This is a genomic window from Bacillus sp. FSL W8-0183, from assembly GCF_038006825.1.
Lineage (GTDB): Bacteria > Bacillota > Bacilli > Bacillales > Bacillaceae > Bacillus > Bacillus altitudinis.
This window is the reverse complement of sequence record NZ_JBBOVY010000001.1, coordinates 697,727-717,628: the sequence shown is the minus strand read 5'-3', so window position 1 is coordinate 717,628 and position 19,902 is coordinate 697,727. Positions and strand designations below refer to the sequence as shown.

Here is a 19,902-nt window from a genome sequence, read left to right as displayed (position 1 = left end):
GTTTGTCACCTCACAGTTCTTTCGTGCAGCCGGTCCTCAAATAAAAGGGTCGTGTGTATCCCAGAAGCTTTAAGCCGGTCCACAAGCTGTTTTTCTTTTGCCGTCAATCGATCAACGGCTCTCTTCACTAAAAGAACAGTGATGTTCTTTCTGTTTCGATTCCCAAGTAAAATGGCAGCAAGCTCTTCTTGCAGATGACCTGTCACCACATACTTTCCTGTCTGTTGGTGCTCACTCGCTGTTAATGATTGATAATCAGGTGCACGAGAAGGCTGATACTGCACCTTTGTTAAATAGTAGAGCATGTCCTGTAAATGCCTCTCTCCTTGATCCACTCGAAATAAGTGCTGATCCCCAAGCGGGACAAGGCCTACCGGCACCCCTTTTTTCACAGCCGTTTGCAGAACCGATGCGGCCATAGACACAATCGTTTCAAAAGCGGCTTCATCTGTAAAATCAGCAAACACCACCAGATCCTTTGTCTGATTCTGTTCAAACTCCTTCGTCATAAGCTGACCTCTTCTAGCTGTTGTCTTCCAGTCCACCCAAGCGAAACGGTCTCCTTGCTGGTATTCACGCACACCTGTTGTCACATTTGTCGGTTCATTTAACCAAGAGTGCAATGCTTTGCCTCCATTTTCATTCACCGATGCAGCAGATTCAACCGGAATATCCAATATTTTCGGATACACAAGCAATGTTTTCTCTAGTGGAAGAATCACTTCTTTTTCAACAAACCCAAACATATCACCCGTTTTGATTCTAACCGCCGTCAATTGATGCTCTCCCCGCACGATGTCATTGAATTGATACGAAAAACGCCACGTTTTCCGAAACCATGGAAAGATCATTCGCTTCATTTCAATCTGTTCCTGTAAATGGAAGGTATCCGGCGGGTCATCCTCAAGTATGACGTACACGTACGGAAATAAATTCGTCCGCTTGATTTCAAGGTCCACAGACAGCACATCCCCTGCCTTTAACCGGGTATGCTGTAATGTCCTTTTGGCTGTTGCACGAAGTGGTACAAGGGCAAACAACAAAGCATACAAAGCATATGGTGAAAATGCATAAAAAAGGAACCAGCTCACAAAACCGCCCTGAAACATGGCATAGCAAAAGGCTGCTGCCGTGAGAATGACGAGCATCATCACCCGTAACCATAGTGAAAAAGCTAAACGATTACGTGACTTCATTGAGTCATCGACTTTTGAACTGGTACGCCAATATGCTCAATCATCTGTCGCAGCAGTGTCTCCGCCTTCTTCCCTTCATATGTTGCTTCTGATGTCAAAATCATACGATGCGGCAATGTGTAAGGCGCCAAATACTGTACATCATCAGGAATCACATAATCCCGCCTGTTCAACAGCGCATACGCCTGAGCCGCTTTCATTAATGCAATTGAACCCCTTGGGCTCACGCCTAAATAGACAGACGGATGATTTCGCGTCGCTTGGGCGATTTCGACAATATATTCTTTAATCGATGCATCCACATGTACGGTCTGAACCGCTTGCTGCAAAGCATGGATATGATCTTTTGTCATGACTGCCTGAAGCGTGTCAATTGGCGATTGTTTCTCCTGCAAATTCAGCACCTCAAGCTCCTCCAGCATGGTTGGATACCCCATCTGCAGCTTGAACAAGAAACGGTCCATTTGCGCCTCTGGAAGTGGATAGGTTCCCTCATACTCCACTGGATTTTGCGTAGCCATCACAAAGAAAGGATCTGCCAGCGGCATCGTTTCTCCGTCCACTGTGACACTGCCTTCTTCCATCGCTTCAAGAAGGGCTGATTGTGTTTTAGGAGAGGTTCGGTTGATTTCATCAGCCAAAATAATCTGCCCCATAATCGGTCCTTGTCTAAATTCAAACTCGTTTGTCTTTTTATTATAAATCGACACACCTGTTACATCTGAAGGCAAAAGGTCAGGCGTAAATTGGATTCGCTTAAACTCACACCCAATGGATTTTGCAAGAGCACGAACCATCATGGTCTTCCCAACGCCAGGCACATCCTCTAATAGCACATGCCCCTTCGCCAAAATCGCAACAAGGCTTAATATCGCAATATCTTTTTTCCCCACCATCACTTTATTGATGTTATCTACGATTTTTTGTAAATCTGAATGCATCGGTTCATCAAATGCCATCCTGATCCTCCTATCACGTTTCCGTCAATTTTCATATAGTCTAACTTTACCATACAACACGCATTTGCATGAAACATCAACACGTAGAAAAAAGAAGCCTTCTCACGATGGAAAAGACTTCTGCTCCTCTTTAGGCTCACTTGCTGGTTCCATATGAACATGAGAGTGTAAAATATCATGTTCCTGCTTCATTCTGCGTTCAATTTCATCTGCAATATCATGGCTTTCTGCGATGTTTAAATGCGGTTCTACTTCAACGACCACATCCACATGGACGGTGCTTCCAAGATAACGAGCTTTAATGTCTTTCAAATCGCCCACTCCTGGTGTCGCTTCAATCGTCTCTTTATATTTAGACATATCTTTTATATGAAAACCGTCCGTTAACGAATGAGACGCATCTCTGAAAATCTCCCACGCCGTTTTACAGATAATTAAGCCAATCACAAATGCAGCAAGCGTATCAACCCACGCCAGCTGAAATTGAGAGGCGATAATTCCGACAAACGTCCCGATACTCACATAAGCATCTGATTTATTATCAGCCGCTGCCGCATATAGCGCCTGGCTATTAATTCGTTTAGACAGTTTACGGTTATACATATACACGCCATACATCACAACAGCACTTCCTGCTGCCGTCCAAGCTGCAATCATATCAGGCGTTTGATGCTCTGATGAGAAAAGCGACTGGCCTGCGCTCAGCAAAACCTGAAGCCCGACAAGCATCATAATAAAGGAAGCCACAAGTGACGCAATATTTTCAGCTCTAAAATGACCGTATGGATGATCCTCATCAGGTGGCTTCTGAGAAATACGCAGCCCAATTAATACGGCAAGCGAAGCAATGATATCTGTCGTATTATTCAAGCCATCTGCGGAAAGGGCTTCTGAATGAAACACATACCCAATGATCAGTTTGACAGCAGATAAGATCACATAGGCTATAATGCTGACCCAAGCACCTGTTTCACCTTGTCTTAATTCGTTGTAGCGCTCCATACCGAACAGCGCCTCCTCACACATTACTTTTCTATATTTATCTTACAAAGCCAAGCCCGTGTGGGTCTACAGCAACATGATTCGCTTGAATCAGCAAAATAGGATACATAGAAATGTGTTGACCTAAGCAAACTTATTTTTATAAGGTCAATTGACCTCAAGACCTACTCCCATCAACGTTTTTCCAAACCACCCTGAAAAATGAAAAAGAACAAAATGACTCTACTATCTAATTGTCAGAATAGTTTTATTTCAAAACACAACTTTTCTTTCTTCCTTCTTATGCTATTTTTAAGAATGGGCAGAGGAAAATGAGGGAACATAATCTCTCAAATCCTTTATACTTTTTAACATCATGTTAAGAGGTTTGAAATGTCAGTTTGATAACCTGTCCAATGCTGAATGACAATTCAGTATGATAAAATTTAAAATATTCTAAAAACAAACTCTTGAATAAAAGAGAAATGTTTGGAGGTAAAGAAATGTCCAACATGACAAACGGTCTTCAAAAAAACCTTAAGACAAGACATATTTCAATGATCTCCATTGCCGGGGTCATTGGGGCAGGGCTATTTGTTGGTAGTGGTGCTGTCATTCATTCTGCAGGGCCTGGATCGATTCTTTCCTATTCATTTGCCGGACTTCTGGTCATCTTTATAATGAGAATGCTTGGAGAAATGGCATGTGCCTATCCGACAAGCGGCTCTTTCTCACAATATGCGAGCGACGCCATAGGCCCGTGGGCCGGATTTACAATCGGCTGGCTTTACTGGTTCTTCTGGGTCATCGTCATCGCCATCGAAGCCATTGCCGGTGCTGCCATTATTCAATATTGGTATGGAGATGCACCTGTTTGGCTCACAAGTCTTATCCTCACAATCCTCTTAACTTTGACAAATATCTTTTCTGTTAAATCTTTTGGCGAATTTGAATATTGGTTTTCATTGATTAAAGTCGTCAGCATTATTCTATTCCTACTCATTGGTTTTGCATTTATCTTTGGTTTTGGCGGTCATCATACTGCAGGTCTTGCCAATTTAACGGGAAATGGCGGTTTCCTTCCAAACGGGTTCGGCTCTGTGCTCCTCGGGATTGTCGTTGTCATCTTTTCCTTCATGGGAACCGAGATTGTGGCAATTGCCGCAGGTGAATCAGCAGACCCTGTCAAATCTGTGACAACAGCTACCCGTTCAGTTGTATGGCGTATCATTGTGTTCTACGTCGGGTCGATCGCCGTCGTTGTCACTTTACTCCCATGGAATTCAGCGAATATTTTAACAAGTCCGTTCGTTGCAGTATTAGAATACATCGGTGTCCCATCAGCCGCCCAAGTCATGAACGTCATTGTTTTAACAGCCGTTCTTTCTTGTTTAAACTCCGGCCTATACACAACGTCCAGAATGCTTTATTCATTAGCAGAAAGAGGCGAAGCACCAAAACGTTTTATGAAAATCAGCAAACGCGGTGTCCCTGTAGCAGCGACAGTCGCAGGTACCTTCTTTTCCTATATTGCCGTCATGATGAACTACTTTTACCCTGAAACCATCTTTCTATTTCTAGTCAATGCCTCTGGTGCCATTGCACTTCTTGTCTACTTGGTCATTGCCGTTTCACAATTAAGAATGCGTCGTAAAATTGAAAAAGAAAATCCAGAACAACTCAAAATCAAAATGTGGCTGTTCCCATACCTTACGTACTTTACCATTTTGGTCATCTGCGCCATCTTGGCCTCTATGCTGTTTATCGAATCGATGAGACCTCAGCTCATACTGACAAGCATCATTACCATCGGTGTACTAGCCGCCTACTTCATCTTTAAACCAAACAAAAAAGTGCCTGCAAGTGCAGCGCTTGAAAATAAACACCCTTAATTCTCCCGCTGAAAAGCGGGTTTTTTTATTTTATTCACCTATTTGGATGTCCGCACTTATAATGTATCAAATTGATTTTAAGTGAGGATTAGTCAACATGAACCTAGAAAAGTTTGTTGACGAGCTGCCAATTCCAGAAGTCGCAGAGCCCGTCAAAAAAAACCCAAGACAAACGTATTATGAAATCGCTATGGAGGAGGTGTTCCTAAAAGTTCATAGAGATCTGCCCCCAACCAAGCTATGGACCTATAATGGCAGTTTGCCGGGTCCAACCATTAAAGCGAATCGAAATGAAAAGGTCAAAGTGAAATGGATGAACAAATTGCCGCTGAAACACTTCCTGCCTGTCGATCATACCATTCACGCTGGACATCATGATGAACCCGAAGTCAAAACAGTCGTTCACCTGCATGGGGGCGTGACACCTGCAAGCAGTGACGGTTATCCGGAGGCTTGGTTTTCGCGAGACTTTGAAGCGACCGGCCCCTTCTTTGAACGAGAGGTTTACGAATACCCTAATCACCAGCAAGCATGCACATTGTGGTATCACGATCATGCCATGGCATTGACCCGATTAAATGTATACGCCGGATTAGCTGGCTTTTATTTGATCTCAGATGCGTTTGAAAAATCACTCGAATTACCGAAAGATGATTATGATATCCCTTTAATGATCATGGACCGGACATTCCAGGAGGATGGCGCACTGTTTTACCCAAGTAGACCAAATAACACACCAGAAGATAGTGACCTTCCAGATCCCTCCATCGTGCCATTTTTTTGCGGGGAAACGATTTTAGTCAATGGAAAAGTATGGCCATATTTAGAAGTAGAGCCGCGAAAATATCGTTTTCGTATCTTAAACGCGTCCAATACAAGAACTTACGAGCTTCATCTAGATAACGACGCCACAATCTTACAAATTGGATCTGATGGCGGCTTTTTGCCAAGACCTGTTCATCACCAATCTTTTAGCATTGCACCTGCTGAACGTTTTGATGTCATCATCGACTTCTCAGCTTACGAAAACAAAACGATTGTTTTAAAAAATACGGCAGGCTGCGGTCAGGATGTCAATCCAGAAACAGATGCGAACATTATGCAATTTAAAGTCACTCGTCCGCTCAAAGGAAGAGCAGCTAAAACATTACGTCCGATCTTCAAACCACTGCCACCGCTCCGGCCGAGCCGAGCTGATAACGAGCGGACGCTAACGCTTACTGGCACACAAGATAAATATGGGCGCCCGATTTTATTACTAGATAACCGGTTTTGGAATGATCCTGTCACGGAAAATCCTCGACTTGGCAGTGTAGAGGTATGGAACATTGTCAACCCAACAAGGGGCACACACCCTATTCATTTACATCTTGTTCAATTTCGGGTGATTGATAGAAGACCATTCGATACAGACATCTATCAATCAACAGGTGAAATCGTGTATACAGGACCAAATGAAGCGCCTCCTTTGCATGAACAAGGCTACAAGGATACAATTCAGGCGCATGCCGGTGAAGTCATTCGCATCATCGCTCGGTTTGTCCCATATAGCGGACGATATGTGTGGCATTGTCACATTTTAGAACACGAGGATTATGACATGATGCGGCCGATGGATATCATTTAGTAAATATGAAACCTCCTCTCTCTTAATTGCGTAATATGAAAAGGGCTAACAGCTTCTATATATTAGCCCTCTATTTTCTTTTCAATCTCCATGAGAAAAAACGAACAATGTATCGCATGAATGGCATTTTTTTGAACATTCCACACTTAAAAAGTTGACGAAGTAAACCGATAATACTACTATATACCCATTACCTCTATCAAAAGGCACTTAAGAAACCATGCACGAACAAATAGAAAATCGTCATAAAAAACGGAGGAGTTCAATTTGAATGAAGAAAAAGAGACTTGCCAGGTCAAGCAAGAAACAGTGGCAGGTAACAGGGAGAAGCTTTCAATTCATGAAAACGAGAGCATTCGATCAAACATTGAACAACTAACAATTGAACTCGGTGAACAAAAAGAATTCAATCACTTCATATTAGATGAAAAACAGAAGGCCATCAGCACATTATCGGCTCTCATTGCAAAAGGTGATTGTGATGAAGAGTTAAAAGCTCATTTTGTACAAGCATTACATATCGGGCTCTCTGTTATAGAGATTATGGAGATCATTAAGCACTGTACAAAGGTTGCAGGATTCCCTCATTCCATTAATGCCTTGTTTATTTTTCAGAACTTACTAGATGAAAACAATAAATAAATAAGAGAAAACGAGAAGTCTTCTGTCCTCTCGTTTTTTTATTTCCACTTACTTTACTCTCTTACGCTGATTCTGTCACAGTAGCAAAATATCAAAATACCACTCATTTCCTTGCTTAAAAAGTGATGTTCATTTCACAAATCCGCATTTTTCACCGACACATCCCATGACAAAATAAAAAAACGTCCAGTTATATAAAATAACTGAACGCGCACCTTTTACCGATTGACAGTGAAATTGTTAACAATCCCGCCTTCTTTCTCCCAAGCGGTTTCTACTGTTTTCTTCTTAATATCATATTCAAAAATGGTTCTGACCTTCGCCTTTCGTCCTGTGTCATCCTTTAATTCCTTTGCGTTCTTTGCAACACCTAAGAAATAAACAGATGTACCATCCGCAGAAAATTGTGGCTGGGCAGCACTTAAAATACGCACATCTTGGCTGTTTTTAACGAGTGTCTTTGTTTTTCCTGTATCTACATCCATCACCTTAATAGATGATACTTCTTTTTCATTTCGAACCTTCACTTCTGTATAAATGAGTTTTTTATGATCTGGTGAAAAAGAAATATCATTGATGGTTTGAGAAATACGTGCAATTCGCTTTCCCTTCTCACCTGTTTGTAGGGTAATATTCATGGTCGTTGGTTCAGGATCCATTCCTTTTTCATTTGCCTCATCCGTCTTTTTATAATCCTCTTTTAACGAATAATGCTGAATGGCCAACAGATTTGATGCTGGATCATAAGCAAAAGAACTCACCGTATCATCATCACTTTTTTCTGGATATAACACTTTCACTTTCTGTGTTTTCAAATCAAAAGACGCTACATAAAATTGCTCACCTGAATCCTTGTTATACCTTAGATATAACTGTTTTCCGTCACCAGAAAGTCTCATACTGTCGATTGAATCGTCACTCGTAAAGAGCGTTTTTTCTTTATCCGTTTTCACATTCAATTCTCGTATACTTACTTTTTGTGTGTCTTCATCTGTATACGTGTAGTATAAAAGCTGTTTCGCCTGATCATAAGCAATTGAAGGATATGCTGTCAGTTTCTCTGTATGAAGCGCCTTGTCATGCAAGTAATAAGTATTGTTTAACTTTTGATCCGTAAATGAAACAAGCAATTCGTCTTTTGCATCTTGATTTGTTTTCACTTTTCCTGCATGTTTTGCCTCTTGCCCCGGCTTCATCATGAAGAAGATGACGGCCGCAATCACTGCGACTCCAATTACTGTGATGATCCACCATGTTGATTTTTTCATTGACTTTCAGACCCTCTCCACAAGAAAAGAAGCCAGAAAATGAACTTTTCCCGCTTCTTTGCATGCCTATGTATTAATAAGTGTAATGCCCTTTGACGACACCTTTACTTGTTTTATACCCAAGTGCTTTGAATGCTTTCGGACTTACGTCTAATACTGCGTTTGGCATTCTACCTACATCATATTTATATACTGTAATCACTTTATGTGGTTTCGCTTTTGTTGTCACTCTTAGTTTTGTACCTTTTTTCGGTACGTCAAATCCCATTTTTGTTGCTGCATCCCAATGACCGAGTTTTTTTCCATCTGCGCCTTTTTTACCGACACCATTATACCATGTAATATTGCCGCTTACTTTTTTTGCACTTGCTCCATGTGAGAAACTAAACGCTAAAAATAAACTAGCTACTGTTACGATTGTCGCGATAAGCTTTTTATTCATTAAAAAATCCTCCGTATTTGGTTTCTGACCCTATTATACATGAAGATGCACCCAGTTATTTTACAGTCACATTACAATTCGAATACAAGTTGACCACTTAATGACCGATTTTGTTCATAAATTTCACCAAAAACAGCCAGAACATTGTCAGTAGATCCCTCCCTTTTGTTTTATATAATAGAAATGAATCAAAGATAAGGAGGAATTTTCATGAAAAAGTGGTTCATCGTTTTGAGTGTAAGTTTGACCTTCGTATTGATGCTTTCAAGTATTCCTGCCTCTGCGGCTGGTCCTCGTCACGGCGCCATCGTGACACAAACGGATGAAGCCAAATGGTCAGGTATATCGGCTGATATTGTGCTGCCAAAAACAGCCACTATTAAAAATGGCTATGCCGACTGGTATCTTGGTCTCGGTTCTGCCGTTGTTGAAAGCGGGATTTCAAAAACATCTTCTGGCTATAAGGTCTTCCTGGGCACCGGCTCCCAAGGCGGCAGTCAATATTGGAACAGCGAATACGATTCAAGTATTAAAGATGGTGCACGTGTCAACTTAAAACTCATCAACAATGGTGATGGCACAGTGTCACTATACGTCAACGGGAAACTGCGTTATAAACAGCCTGTTTTCAACCCTAGTCGTCTGAAAGACCTCGATGTCGTCAAAATGGTACACGGCGTACAAGATAATGGAACAAACAGCTACTCGCAAGCAAGTTTCTCTAATGTACAGCTCCGTGCAAATACATCTGGAAGTGTCTATAAAAAATGGGACGGCACCGTCAAATCATCTCTTTTACGCAAAAATCTAGAATCTGGTGCTCCGGCTCCAAAATTCACGGTCATTTCGTCTATCCCACTTAGTACAACCCTTTCAGCACAATAAAACACGAGCACCCAACTTTGGGTGCTTCAAAATTGCTGACAAAGAGCTAAAATGATTTTATTTTAGCTCTTTGTCTTCTTTTCAGCGTGCAAGAAAACCTTTGCAGTCTAGGAAGGGTGAGCACCGGCGCGGAGCGAATTTGACATTCGTGAGCACCGGCGCGCAGGCCTGACACCGAATGCGAGGGTTTGTCTACACGCTGGAGCACCCAACTTTGGGTGCTTTTGATTGTTCACAGCTTATCAACACTTCTCTTTTAATCAAAACATCAATTCGTGGTAACATAAGCATACATACTTTGAAGAACAAAGGAGAAAGAACGTGAGAAAAAGTCTACTTGTTTTCATGAGTCTTGTTGCAACCTTCTCTATCCTAGCAGCTTGCTCAAATACGACAAAAGAAGAAAAAACAGAATCTACGGCACTTCCAACGATTAATGAACGCATTCAAAATGAAACGAAAGAGGTCATGGAGCAGTCTAAGCTCGTAAAAGACACAGCGATCACCGTTGATCAAAGGAAAAAAGTCATTTCCTTAAACGTGACGGCTTCATCTGAGACCAATAGTGATTACGCTGAAGTCATTGGTTTGAACTTTGCCAAAACACTAGCTATTGGTGCATCCACTGAAAAGGAAAACAACCTGCATAAACCGGAAAATGACAGCCTCGGCGCCCTCTACTCCTTTTATGACCTAAACATTACCGTGAAACAGGAAAACGGAAAAGTACTGGCAAAAGGAAAGAAAACAACAACTGAAACAAAGATTACCTGGGAGAGAGCCCAGTAATTGGACAAGAAAATTCTTTATGGATTTTCTTGTTTTTTTTAACAAAACTATTAACATTGTGAAAAGAATGCCGATGAGTAAGATTGTGTTGGTTCATAAGTACCAATAATTCTTATTTACATATCGGAGGAAAGTATCATGAAAAGAACGACAGAATTTGTTTTAGGCTTAATTGGAGGTATTTTGGGATTTTTCGGTGCAATGTTTGCACTTGCTTTTGGAGGACTAGATGCCGCATTTAATGAATCAGGTACGAGTCAATTCACAGGATTAGGCTGGTCAGCGATGCTTTTCTCTATTCTTGCGATTGTGGCATCTGTTATCGTGAAGAAAAAAGCAAAGCTTGGTGGCATTTTATTATTAGTTTCTGCTGTAGGCGGTATTATTTCTATTTTTGTGTTCTTTATCCTTCCAGCTGTATTAATCATCATTGCAGGCTGCATGGGCGTGTTTAGAAAAGAGACTGTCGTCAATAACACAACTGCATAAAAATAGAGAATAAAGCTTGTAGAGATTGCTCTACAAGCCTTTTCTCTCTACTTTTTGTAATTCATATTGAATGGCATCAACTAACTCTATTATGTTTTCATCTGTCCAAAGATCCAATATAAACAATATATCATCCATCATGTGTGACAAATCTTCCTTGCACATCAATTCTTCTTTGTAAGCAGGGACAATAAAGAAATAGAGTAGGTCAGCCAATTCAAGAGCGACACTTACATCTTTTTCATCCATGATGGCTTTATGCAAAGAGTGGGTCAGCCATTTGAGGTCTTCATGATTTTCAATAGGAACATACATCAATTGGTGAATTTCATTGATGTTCCTTACCTTTAGAATCCTCTCAGCTGATTCCTTTGAAAGAGCCCCAACTGTATTTGAAGATATATTCAGAAACGAGAATTCATGTTGATCCTCTCTATTAACCATCTTGATTGACGAACCATCCATTTTAATCACTCCCAATCTCTTATAATAATTCTATTATAAGGAAATTCAAACTCGTTTTAAGTCATCAGAAGTGGATTTTATGTAATTTTAAGCTAACTGGTTTATCAAAAAAACACTCAAAAACAATTTTTTCTATTATTATCATTTTTTGTTGATTTATAGGCTCTTTCATCCTATTATAATAGCCACAGTCAATATATAAGCAAAAGACGCTTATATAAATTAAACAAACGTGGATTTTCATTTTGAAGAAATTCAATGCAATTCATCATCACCTGGTACTTTTTATTGCATATGACCAAAATCATGAAGACATAACAAAAACCCCTATATTTCAAGGGGTTTTCGAGGGGTGTTACATCATTCCAGCCATAATTCCACTAATTTGTAACATGAATAGTGGAGGTTAACATGTGCAAACTTACCTGGATATTGAGCGTTTTTAATGAAGATAATTTTGTCAGGAATAACACCAGGATCAACGCCTCACTTTCATAAATAAATTCTTGAATAACATTGCTGCGTACTCTGTTTAAAAATGTAACAAACCTCTCCTACAGTTCGTTATACTTTGTTTTTCTCCCGAAGGATTTTTCCACTGGATATTTTTTCGCATTCATTTTTAATTTCGAATGAACTGCATCTTCTAAATCATTATCCAACCTGTCACATAGGAGGAGCAAAATATATCATTACATCAGGAACTTCTTCTCTGATTTCCTCGATTTTAGTTTCAGTTGCTTCTTCGCTGGACTTCCATTGGAAATTTTCAAGTAATTCTGCTGCTTCTAGGTTTAAGGAAATTACTAAATCCTTTGCATTATGAAACTTCCCCCAATCTCTCTCATTCCGAAAATGCAATACAGATTTTTTCAAATTTCCCATTATTATAAATCCCTCTCCGCCTATACTTAGTTCCCGATACCATACATTTTACGTAGTTCTTTAAAACCTATCTCAATTCCTATTGCCTCTAATTTCTCACGTCTTTCATAAAATAGCTTTCTTAGTATTTTCTCTTTTTCTTCATCTGTACCATGATGGATCTGACGATGACACGTAGGGCATAAGGCTAAAAGCTGCGATTCCCTATCCAAATTTACATCAAACTCTCCCTGATACTTCATTGGCACTAGATGATGCATTTCCAAATATCTTTTCCCAGTAACTTTTGAAGTAAATGAAGTATGCGAATCATCGAAGGCACACTTATATTCGGATAAACGAAGCGCTCTTGCTGCAACTTGAGCATCTCTTGGCCAACGTTCCTTTCTTGATTTATCAAAAACAGGATTTGGTTTTGGCAAAGGAATATCCTCAGTATCCAATTCTGCCATTGAATTCTTTTCTGCTTCCTTTACCTTTTTATCAAGGGTTGACTGCACACTATCTTGAAAATCCTCTTCTTGATCTTGGTCCTCTTCTAAATAGTGACCATCATCACTTAACAACAAATAGTCATTAAATTGATCTACAGATCTTTCCCCCATCATATATTCAATTTCTTTGTAAGAAGTTAGCAATTCTTTAAGGTCACTGATAAGTTCCTTTGAACTAGGCAAATTATTTGCACTATATAGACGCCCGAAAATATGGCCATTTTCGTAACCTTGCGCTAGGTCCCCTCGTCCTCCTAAAGTAATTGTTGTTGCAGTCATATTAACTGGTGCAATATTTAATTTTTTCTTAATGATATTTGCAGTCGACCGTATTTTTTCACGACCCCATTTAGTACCGTACTTGTTCTTAAAGTAAGTCCAGCCTTGGTTCAAGGATATATATACGCCGCTCATATCTGCTTTGAACAAGTAAACAATGTAATAACCTCTTTTAGCTGTTGAGGTGATATCTCTAATAAATATTGAAATCCATGGTATTTCCGCCCATTGTCCTTGTCCAACTGAACCCACTATAAAGAATTGATTTGCATCTAATTCTGCCTCGTTAGCAATCGTGTTCTTAATGATATTTCGTACGTGGTTACCCATTTCATGATTCTTGAACGATTCAGATCTTGCTTCTTGGTAATTATCGAGTATATATTTTAGTGCCTCACGCATGCTTAGCTCACTTTCTCTTTGATAGGTGTTTTTTTCTGTATCTTCCAATGAGCGATTAAGCATTGTATCAATAGATACTCCAAAATAGTCAGCTACCTTCACCAGAAATTCACTGTCTATTTTCTGATCTCCACTTTCCATCTTTGAAAGAGATGTAAAAGGAACAGCTAAATCTCCAGCCAACTCTCTCAACGTTAGCCCTTTTGATTCTCTATAAAAACGTATAACAGACCCTAAACACTCATTAAACGCTGCCACATCAATCACCTCAATCAGAATAATATAATCATCATACCAGTTTTTCTCCATAAACCTCAACATGAATTTTTCTCTTTTAGAAACAAAAAACTCTCAATTATTATACTGAATCAACAATAAACCAAAAAGACATTACTCCTTTTTGGCATAATGTCTTCTGACATAATATAATTTAATGTAAATAACTCCCCTTCTAACCTAATATCTCTTAGTTGCTATCTTTCTCAATCTGATAAGCCTCTAGAAACTCTGTAGCAAATCATGGACCCCTTAAGTCATAAAGAAATGTTTGTTTACACGTCACAAAAAAATGAAAAAAAGGCTTCCCAAAAGTTCAAAGAACTTATGGAAAACCTCTAATTTAGACCTGTATTGAAGTTAATGTTACTCTTTCGTTATTCTGGTTACCTTAAGAGTAAATATAGGTCTGATCTCAATTTTAATGGGATTCAGGTAGCTTGATTACATCATGCCACCCATACCGCCCATGCCGCCCATATCCGGCATTCCGCCGCCTGAGCCGCCTTCTTCTGGTTTGTCAGCTACGACTGCTTCAGTTGTAAGAAGCATAGCTGCTACAGAAGCTGCGTTTTGAAGTGCAGAGCGAGTGACTTTTGTTGGGTCAACGATTCCTTTTTCGATCATGTTTACCCATTCGTTTGTTGCTGCGTTGAAGCCTACGCCAATTTCTTCGTTTTTCAAGCGCTCAACGATGACTGATCCTTCAAGACCTGCGTTGTGAGCGATTTGACGAATTGGCTCTTCAAGAGAACGTAGAACGATGTTCACACCTGTTTGAACGTCACCATCAGCTTCGATCGAAGCAACTTTGTTGTATACATTCACAAGTGCTGTACCACCACCGGATACGATACCTTCTTCAACTGCTGCACGAGTTGAGTTCAGTGCATCCTCAATGCGTAGTTTACGTTCTTTTAGTTCTGTTTCAGTTGCAGCACCAACTTTGATGACAGCAACGCCGCCAGCTAGTTTTGCAAGACGTTCTTGTAATTTTTCTTTATCGAATTCAGAAGTTGTTTCTTCTACTTGCGCACGAATTTGGTTCACGCGTGCTGCGATTTGAGCAGAATCTCCTGATCCTTCTACGATCGTTGTGTTTTCTTTTGTGACAACCACTTTAGACGCACGGCCAAGCTGACCAATTTCAGTTGATTTCAGGTCAAGTCCTAGGTCTTCTGTGATTAATTCCCCGCCAGTTAGAACAGAGATGTCTTCAAGCATTGCTTTACGACGGTCACCGAATCCAGGTGCTTTTACTGCCACTGCGTTGAATGTTCCACGAAGTTTGTTCACAACAAGTGTTGCAAGTGCTTCGCCTTCTACATCTTCAGCAATGATCAATAATGGTTTTCCTTGTTGTACGACTTGCTCAAGTACAGGAAGGATTTCTTGAATGTTTGTGATCTTTTTATCAGTGATTAAGATGTAAGGATTTTCAAGAACCGCTTCCATCTTATCAGAATCAGTGACCATGTATGGTGAAGCGTATCCACGGTCAAACTGCATTCCTTCAACCACTTCAAGCTCAGTTGTGAAACCTTTAGATTCTTCAATTGTGATGACGCCGTCGTTTCCTACACGCTCCATCGCTTCAGCAATTAGGCTGCCGACTTCTTCATCTGCTGCAGAAATAGACGCAACTTGAGCAATTGATTCTTTACCTTCGATTGGTTTAGAAATCTCGTGCAAGCCTTCAAGTGCTACTTTCACTGCTTCTTCGATTCCTTTACGAACGCCAACAGGGTTTGCACCAGCTGTTACGTTTTTAAGACCTTCACGGATCATCGCTTGAGCTAGAACCGTTGCAGTAGTAGTACCGTCACCAGCTACATCGTTTGTTTTGCTTGCAACTTCTGCCACAAGTTTTGCACCCATGTTTTCAAATGCATCTTCTAATTCGATTTCTTTTGCAATCGTTACACCATCATTTGTGATAAGTGGAGAACCGAATTTTTTCTCAAGAACCACGTTACGTCCTTTAGGTCCTAAAGTTACTTTTACAGCATCTGCAAGTGCATCTACACCACGTAACATCGCACGACGTGCTTCTTCACTGAACTTAATATCTTTTGCCATAATAACGAAACCTCCTCAGTCTTTTTAGAAATTTATCTCAATCTTTGTTTATGTGATTAACCAATAACAGCTAAAATGTCGCTTTCACGAAGGATTAAATATTCTTTTCCTTCATATTTCACTTCAGTACCTGCATATTTTGAGAAGATAATGCGGTCGCCTGTGTTTACTTCTAACGCAACGCGCTCACCACTTTCAAGTACACGACCTGAACCTGCTGCAACAATTTTACCTTCTTGCGGTTTTTCTTTTGCAGAATCCGGTAAGACAATACCGCTAGCGGTTTTTTCCTCAGATTCAACGAGTTCAATGATTACGCGATCGCCTAATGGCTTTAACATAAGAAACAACCTCCTCAATTTTTATATGTAGTCTTTTTTAGCACTCATCACTAGTGAGTGCTAACACATTTATTATAATAAAGAATGTCTTCTGTAATTTCAAGTAAAAACCTTTAAAAATTTTTACGCTTTCATGATCTTTTTTTATCACCGATTCTTTCCTTTTCAACGAAAAAGAAGACTTGTGTTACAATAAATCTAGTTCTTTTAGTAAAGGGGTTTTCGTTACTTGAAAAAACAATATTGGTACATCATCTTAACGTATATATTGGTGCAATTTTCTGCGTTTCCGTATGTGTTCATCATGAAATGGTTAGGTTACATTCAGACACCGATGACACAAGCAGAGCTCTCCAAATTGTCAGGAACATGGACAATCATCAGCTTCTGTATTGGACTAATCATTATTCTGTTCATCCTTCGGACTGTGCCAAAAACATCACTTCGAAATGAAGCACCGGTATCAGTCGGCGTGGCAATCGCTTGGATCATTGGCGGTTTCTTTCTTTCCCTCTTTGCACAATCCATTGCGGGGGCGATTGAACAATATGCATTTGGCATTAGCCGAGAATCCGAAAATACCCAAAACATTTTAGCCATTATGGATGCAGTTCCATGGCTTGTAATCGTCATCGCTCTGATTGGACCGATATTAGAAGAAATCATTTTTCGAAAAATCATTTTTGGTGTGGTTTATGAAAAAACGAATTTTTTCATTGGCGCACTTGTCAGTTCAGTGGTTTTTGCTGCTGTACACAATGATTTCCCACATATCTTGCTCTATACCGCAATGGGCTTTACATTTGCCTTTTTATATGCGAAAACAAAACGAATCATTGTTCCAATCGGCGCACATATACTGATGAATTCGCTCGTCATTCTTGTGCAGATTGAGCCAGTAAGAAAAATGATTGAAGAACAATCTCAAACAATGCAAATGATTATTGGAGGCTTTTTCTCATGAGAAACCCTGTCGTATGGGGCATTATTTATTTTGCCGTAGGTGTGGCGTTCACCTATATGGCCATTCAAAATCCAGGTGACATGTGGTCATTTTACAGCATTTTGCTGATGGTGTTTGCGGCCTATAATATCAATATCGCGTTAAAAATGTTTGCTTTTTCTGTCAAAATGAAAAAACAGCAGCAAAAATAAAGCAAAAACCATTTTCCGCCGTTTGGAAAATGGTTTTTTTATGGAGGTCATGTTTTCATGGAACACGAAAAACTGAACATCATGAACAATCAGCATGAAACGATTGGTACAGCCGCTCGATCTGATATCCATGCTGAGGGCCTTTGGCATGAAACCTTTCATTTCTGGCTTTTAAAAAAGGAAGATGACACAGTGTTTCTCTATTTTCAGCTGAGGAGTCCCTCCAAAAAGGATTTCCCTTCTCTATTTGATATCACAGCAGCAGGCCACCTTCTCGCAGATGAACAGCCTTCTGATGGCATCAGAGAAGTCGAAGAAGAGCTTGGTCTCTCCATCTCGTTTGAGAACCTTACCTTTGCTGGTGTCATGAAAGATGAAATCCATATGCCATCGTTTACCGATCGTGAGTTTTGCCATGTGTATCTTTATATGGATCAAAAAGAGCACATGGATGTCCATCTACAGAAAGAAGAAGTTGCTGGACTTTATAGAGCAAGGCTGATGGATGCACAGCAGCTTTTAAATAGAGAATGCGAAAAAATGAAAATCGAGGGCTTTGAAGTGGATGCAGACGGCAAGCGACGTGAGGAAAAGAGAGAGGTCCATGTACATGATTTTGTCCCGCATGAACCTGCCTATTATGAGCATCTCTTTCAAGCAATCAATCAATTTCTTTCACAATAGAAAAAGCATCGTAACCCCTATTTGGATCACGATGCTTTTTTATGAGACATAATGGTTTTCTTTCTCCTCTGTTTGCTGCATTTTGCGATAGGTCACTCTTGAAATGACAATACTCACTTCATACAAAACGAGCATTGGCAAGGTAACCATGAGGTGAGAAACGAGCTCTGGCGGTGTAATCAGTGCGGCAATGACAAGGAGGACAAAATAGGCATACTTCCGTATTTTCGATAAAAACATCGGTGTAATGATACCAAGTCTAGTGAGAAACATCAACACGACAGGCATCTGAAACAAAAAGCCGAATGGAAGTGTTAACTGCATCAGAAATGTAAAATACTCATGAATCCCAATCACTTGCTCCACATGTAAATCATTTGACATCCGTATCATAAAATCGACGACAAATGGAAACAAAATAAAATAAGAGAAAGCCACACCGCTCAGAAATAAAAGCAGTGCAATCGGAATATAAGCAAGTGTCACCTTTCTTTCTTTTTCATATAAGCCAGGACTCACAAACGCCCAAAGCTGATATAAGATCACGGGACACGTCAAAACAAGAGCAATGACAAAAGCGAACTGCATAAACACGTACAGTGGATCTGTGAGCTTAAACGCGTTCAATGTCAGTGTGGCCGCTTCATCGGTATTTTGTAAATACACAATGACCGGCTTAGCGAGAAAAAAACCTGCCACCATAAAGGTGACAAAAAACATCGCAATGATCACTAAACGTTTTCGCAGTTCCACAATATGCTCCATAAGCGGCATATCTTTGACATTCATGAAGCTCATCCTATTCTACTGATCTTCTTTTTTCTTTTTTTCTTCCTGATCATCAGCTAAACCTTTTGTGGCATTTTTGAATTCACGTAATGTATCTCCTGCTGCTCTTCCTAATTCAGGAAGCTTTTTCGGCCCAAAAATAATGAGCGCAACAACCGCAATCAGAACCAAACTTCCAGGACCGATCGGACCCATTTGCTCCACCCCCTTTACCCCTTTTCGTCAGTCCTCCTGTGTAACAGAGTAATGCTTTAAGAAATACACAAGAGACTGAAGTTCAACCGCCAAATCTATATGATGAATTCGAATGTGTTCCGGCACATTCAATCGAGCCGGCGTAAAGTTAAGGATTCCTTTGATGCCAAGGGCAATCAAACGATCTGTAATGGATTGAGCTGCTACGGCAGGCACTGTCAAAATCGCAACAGGAATATCTCCTACCTCTTGCACATGCTCTTCAAGCTTATCCAAATCATAGACAGGCACGCCGCCTATCTCACTTCCTATTTTACTCTCATTGACGTCAAAAGCCATTGAAATTTTTGTATTATTATTTTTAATGAAATTATAGTGTAAAAAAGCAGTCCCTAAATTCCCGACACCGATGAGCATGACATTCGTCATTTCATCTTGGTCAAGGGTCTTTCTAAAGAAGGTCAAGAGGTAATCGACATTATAGCCATACCCTTTCTTCCCAAGTGCACCAAAGTAAGAAAAATCTCGGCGAATGGTGGCAGAATCCACTTTGACTGCATCACTAAGCTCTGCCGATGACACCCTTTGTTTTCCTGATGCATGCAGATTTTTTAAAAAACGGTAGTAAAGCGGCAAACGTTTGGCTGTCGCTTGTGGAATTTTTGACTGGTCTATATTCATATAAGAT

Annotated in this window: 21 protein-coding genes and 1 pseudogene; 9 read left to right on the top strand and 13 right to left on the bottom strand. The window is 40.2% G+C overall.

The genetic code is table 11. From position 1 onward, the window contains the following. Nucleotides 1–5: 5 nt before the first annotated feature. From NSQ64_RS03760 to NSQ64_RS03750, 3 genes are all read right to left on the bottom strand, one after another. On the bottom strand, nucleotides 6–1,196 hold the full coding sequence (locus NSQ64_RS03760) for a DUF58 domain-containing protein (RefSeq protein WP_341015128.1): 1,191 nt from the start codon (nucleotides 1,194–1,196) through the stop codon (nucleotides 6–8). After that, nucleotides 1,193–2,155: an AAA family ATPase gene (locus tag NSQ64_RS03755; RefSeq protein ID WP_017366721.1), complete on the bottom strand. Its 963-nt coding sequence runs from the start codon at nucleotides 2,153–2,155 to the stop codon at nucleotides 1,193–1,195. Before NSQ64_RS03755 ends, NSQ64_RS03760 begins: the two co-directional genes overlap by 4 nt. A gap of 102 nt (nucleotides 2,156–2,257) precedes the next feature. Next, the gene (locus tag NSQ64_RS03750) at nucleotides 2,258–3,157 is read right to left on the bottom strand and encodes a cation diffusion facilitator family transporter (protein ID WP_008344349.1); all 900 of its coding nucleotides are present in this window, start codon (nucleotides 3,155–3,157) and stop codon (nucleotides 2,258–2,260) included. A gap of 482 nt (nucleotides 3,158–3,639) precedes the next feature. On the opposite strand from NSQ64_RS03750, the gene gabP reads away from it, so the two are divergent. From gabP to NSQ64_RS03735, 3 genes are all read left to right on the top strand, one after another. Beyond that, nucleotides 3,640–5,028 (top strand): GABA permease, encoded by a 1,389-nt coding sequence (gene gabP / locus NSQ64_RS03745; protein WP_024719380.1) that lies wholly within the window; start codon nucleotides 3,640–3,642, stop codon nucleotides 5,026–5,028. A gap of 97 nt (nucleotides 5,029–5,125) precedes the next feature. Beyond that, a complete protein-coding gene (locus NSQ64_RS03740; RefSeq protein ID WP_341015125.1) occupies nucleotides 5,126–6,655 on the top strand; it encodes a multicopper oxidase family protein in 1,530 nt (509 codons plus the stop codon). 267 nt (nucleotides 6,656–6,922) lie between these two features. After that, nucleotides 6,923–7,297 (top strand): carboxymuconolactone decarboxylase family protein, encoded by a 375-nt coding sequence (locus NSQ64_RS03735; protein ID WP_007496965.1) that lies wholly within the window; start codon nucleotides 6,923–6,925, stop codon nucleotides 7,295–7,297. A 218-nt stretch (nucleotides 7,298–7,515) separates the two neighbouring features. Here NSQ64_RS03735 and NSQ64_RS03730 read toward each other — a convergent pair whose 3' ends face one another. Continuing rightward, the gene (locus tag NSQ64_RS03730) at nucleotides 7,516–8,565 is read right to left on the bottom strand and encodes a hypothetical protein (protein ID WP_301232243.1); all 1,050 of its coding nucleotides are present in this window, start codon (nucleotides 8,563–8,565) and stop codon (nucleotides 7,516–7,518) included. A 73-nt stretch (nucleotides 8,566–8,638) separates the two neighbouring features. After that, nucleotides 8,639–9,007 (bottom strand): RlpA-like double-psi beta-barrel domain-containing protein, encoded by a 369-nt coding sequence (locus tag NSQ64_RS03725; RefSeq protein WP_003213878.1) that lies wholly within the window; start codon nucleotides 9,005–9,007, stop codon nucleotides 8,639–8,641. Between the two features lie 210 nt (nucleotides 9,008–9,217). Between NSQ64_RS03725 and NSQ64_RS03720 the strand changes: the two genes are divergently transcribed. The 3 genes from NSQ64_RS03720 (at nucleotide 9,218) to NSQ64_RS03710 (ending at nucleotide 11,170) form a co-directional block, all read left to right on the top strand. After that, a complete protein-coding gene (locus NSQ64_RS03720; RefSeq protein ID WP_041093255.1) occupies nucleotides 9,218–9,892 on the top strand; it encodes a hypothetical protein in 675 nt (224 codons plus the stop codon). Between the two features lie 321 nt (nucleotides 9,893–10,213). After that, a complete protein-coding gene (locus tag NSQ64_RS03715) occupies nucleotides 10,214–10,681 on the top strand; it encodes a hypothetical protein (protein WP_341015121.1) in 468 nt (155 codons plus the stop codon). A 138-nt stretch (nucleotides 10,682–10,819) separates the two neighbouring features. Further along, nucleotides 10,820–11,170 (top strand): DUF4064 domain-containing protein, encoded by a 351-nt coding sequence (locus tag NSQ64_RS03710; RefSeq protein ID WP_341015119.1) that lies wholly within the window; start codon nucleotides 10,820–10,822, stop codon nucleotides 11,168–11,170. A gap of 30 nt (nucleotides 11,171–11,200) precedes the next feature. Here NSQ64_RS03710 and NSQ64_RS03705 read toward each other — a convergent pair whose 3' ends face one another. From NSQ64_RS03705 to groES, 5 genes and pseudogenes are all read right to left on the bottom strand, one after another. Then, nucleotides 11,201–11,644: a hypothetical protein gene (locus tag NSQ64_RS03705; RefSeq protein WP_341015117.1), complete on the bottom strand. Its 444-nt coding sequence runs from the start codon at nucleotides 11,642–11,644 to the stop codon at nucleotides 11,201–11,203. Nucleotides 11,645–12,189: 545 nt separating this feature from the next. Continuing rightward, nucleotides 12,190–12,520: pseudogene (locus NSQ64_RS03700) on the bottom strand (nucleotide pyrophosphohydrolase). Nucleotides 12,521–12,546: 26 nt separating this feature from the next. Continuing rightward, the gene (locus NSQ64_RS03695; RefSeq protein WP_341015115.1) at nucleotides 12,547–14,016 is read right to left on the bottom strand and encodes an MrcB family domain-containing protein; all 1,470 of its coding nucleotides are present in this window, start codon (nucleotides 14,014–14,016) and stop codon (nucleotides 12,547–12,549) included. A 399-nt stretch (nucleotides 14,017–14,415) separates the two neighbouring features. Continuing rightward, nucleotides 14,416–16,050 carry a chaperonin GroEL gene (gene groL / locus NSQ64_RS03690; protein ID WP_007496015.1) on the bottom strand — a complete coding sequence of 545 codons (1,635 nt, stop codon included), beginning with the start codon at nucleotides 16,048–16,050 and terminating at the stop codon, nucleotides 14,416–14,418. 56 nt (nucleotides 16,051–16,106) lie between these two features. Beyond that, nucleotides 16,107–16,391, bottom strand: coding sequence for a co-chaperone GroES (gene groES / locus NSQ64_RS03685; protein WP_003214120.1), 285 nt, complete (start codon nucleotides 16,389–16,391; stop codon nucleotides 16,107–16,109). Nucleotides 16,392–16,620: 229 nt separating this feature from the next. Between groES and NSQ64_RS03680 the strand changes: the two genes are divergently transcribed. The 3 genes from NSQ64_RS03680 to NSQ64_RS03670 are packed head-to-tail and all read left to right on the top strand — an operon-like array spanning nucleotide 16,621 to nucleotide 18,230. Further along, on the top strand, nucleotides 16,621–17,355 hold the full coding sequence (locus NSQ64_RS03680) for a CPBP family intramembrane glutamic endopeptidase (RefSeq protein ID WP_341015112.1): 735 nt from the start codon (nucleotides 16,621–16,623) through the stop codon (nucleotides 17,353–17,355). After that, on the top strand, nucleotides 17,352–17,546 hold the full coding sequence (locus NSQ64_RS03675) for a YdiK family protein (RefSeq protein ID WP_017366710.1): 195 nt from the start codon (nucleotides 17,352–17,354) through the stop codon (nucleotides 17,544–17,546). Before NSQ64_RS03680 ends, NSQ64_RS03675 begins: the two co-directional genes overlap by 4 nt. Nucleotides 17,547–17,603: 57 nt before the next feature. Continuing rightward, nucleotides 17,604–18,230, top strand: a complete 627-nt coding sequence (locus NSQ64_RS03670; RefSeq protein ID WP_341015110.1) for an NUDIX hydrolase — start codon at nucleotides 17,604–17,606, stop codon at nucleotides 18,228–18,230. 39 nt (nucleotides 18,231–18,269) lie between these two features. On the opposite strand, the gene tatC is transcribed toward NSQ64_RS03670, so the two are convergent. Genes tatC through NSQ64_RS03655 form a run of 3 tightly spaced genes read right to left on the bottom strand, consistent with a single transcriptional unit; the run spans nucleotide 18,270 to nucleotide 19,895 of the window. Then, complete coding sequence (gene tatC, locus NSQ64_RS03665) at nucleotides 18,270–19,028, bottom strand: twin-arginine translocase subunit TatC (protein ID WP_089374153.1); 759 nt, start codon at nucleotides 19,026–19,028, stop codon at nucleotides 18,270–18,272. Nucleotides 19,029–19,034: 6 nt separating this feature from the next. After that, nucleotides 19,035–19,214 carry a twin-arginine translocase TatA/TatE family subunit gene (locus NSQ64_RS03660; RefSeq protein WP_008344374.1) on the bottom strand — a complete coding sequence of 60 codons (180 nt, stop codon included), beginning with the start codon at nucleotides 19,212–19,214 and terminating at the stop codon, nucleotides 19,035–19,037. Nucleotides 19,215–19,241: 27 nt separating this feature from the next. Beyond that, on the bottom strand, nucleotides 19,242–19,895 hold the full coding sequence (locus tag NSQ64_RS03655) for a redox-sensing transcriptional repressor Rex (protein WP_008355687.1): 654 nt from the start codon (nucleotides 19,893–19,895) through the stop codon (nucleotides 19,242–19,244). Nucleotides 19,896–19,902 lie beyond the last annotated feature (7 nt).

Coding starts and splice junctions, on each gene's coding strand:
- NSQ64_RS03760 (WP_341015128.1), bottom strand. CDS start 1,196: ATGAAGTCACGTAATCGTTTAGCTTTTTCACTATGGTTACGGGTGATG.
- NSQ64_RS03755 (WP_017366721.1), bottom strand. CDS start 2,155: ATGGCATTTGATGAACCGATGCATTCAGATTTACAAAAAATCGTAGAT.
- NSQ64_RS03750 (WP_008344349.1), bottom strand. CDS start 3,157: ATGGAGCGCTACAACGAATTAAGACAAGGTGAAACAGGTGCTTGGGTC.
- gabP (WP_024719380.1), top strand. CDS start 3,640: ATGTCCAACATGACAAACGGTCTTCAAAAAAACCTTAAGACAAGACAT.
- NSQ64_RS03740 (WP_341015125.1), top strand. CDS start 5,126: ATGAACCTAGAAAAGTTTGTTGACGAGCTGCCAATTCCAGAAGTCGCA.
- NSQ64_RS03730 (WP_301232243.1), bottom strand. CDS start 8,565: ATGAAAAAATCAACATGGTGGATCATCACAGTAATTGGAGTCGCAGTG.
- NSQ64_RS03725 (WP_003213878.1), bottom strand. CDS start 9,007: ATGAATAAAAAGCTTATCGCGACAATCGTAACAGTAGCTAGTTTATTT.
- NSQ64_RS03720 (WP_041093255.1), top strand. CDS start 9,218: ATGAAAAAGTGGTTCATCGTTTTGAGTGTAAGTTTGACCTTCGTATTG.
- NSQ64_RS03710 (WP_341015119.1), top strand. CDS start 10,820: ATGAAAAGAACGACAGAATTTGTTTTAGGCTTAATTGGAGGTATTTTG.
- NSQ64_RS03695 (WP_341015115.1), bottom strand. CDS start 14,016: ATGTTGAGGTTTATGGAGAAAAACTGGTATGATGATTATATTATTCTG.
- groL (WP_007496015.1), bottom strand. CDS start 16,050: ATGGCAAAAGATATTAAGTTCAGTGAAGAAGCACGTCGTGCGATGTTA.
- groES (WP_003214120.1), bottom strand. CDS start 16,391: ATGTTAAAGCCATTAGGCGATCGCGTAATCATTGAACTCGTTGAATCT.
- NSQ64_RS03675 (WP_017366710.1), top strand. CDS start 17,352: ATGAGAAACCCTGTCGTATGGGGCATTATTTATTTTGCCGTAGGTGTG.
- NSQ64_RS03670 (WP_341015110.1), top strand. CDS start 17,604: ATGGAACACGAAAAACTGAACATCATGAACAATCAGCATGAAACGATT.
- tatC (WP_089374153.1), bottom strand. CDS start 19,028: ATGAGCTTCATGAATGTCAAAGATATGCCGCTTATGGAGCATATTGTG.
- NSQ64_RS03660 (WP_008344374.1), bottom strand. CDS start 19,214: ATGGGTCCGATCGGTCCTGGAAGTTTGGTTCTGATTGCGGTTGTTGCG.
- NSQ64_RS03655 (WP_008355687.1), bottom strand. CDS start 19,895: ATGAATATAGACCAGTCAAAAATTCCACAAGCGACAGCCAAACGTTTG.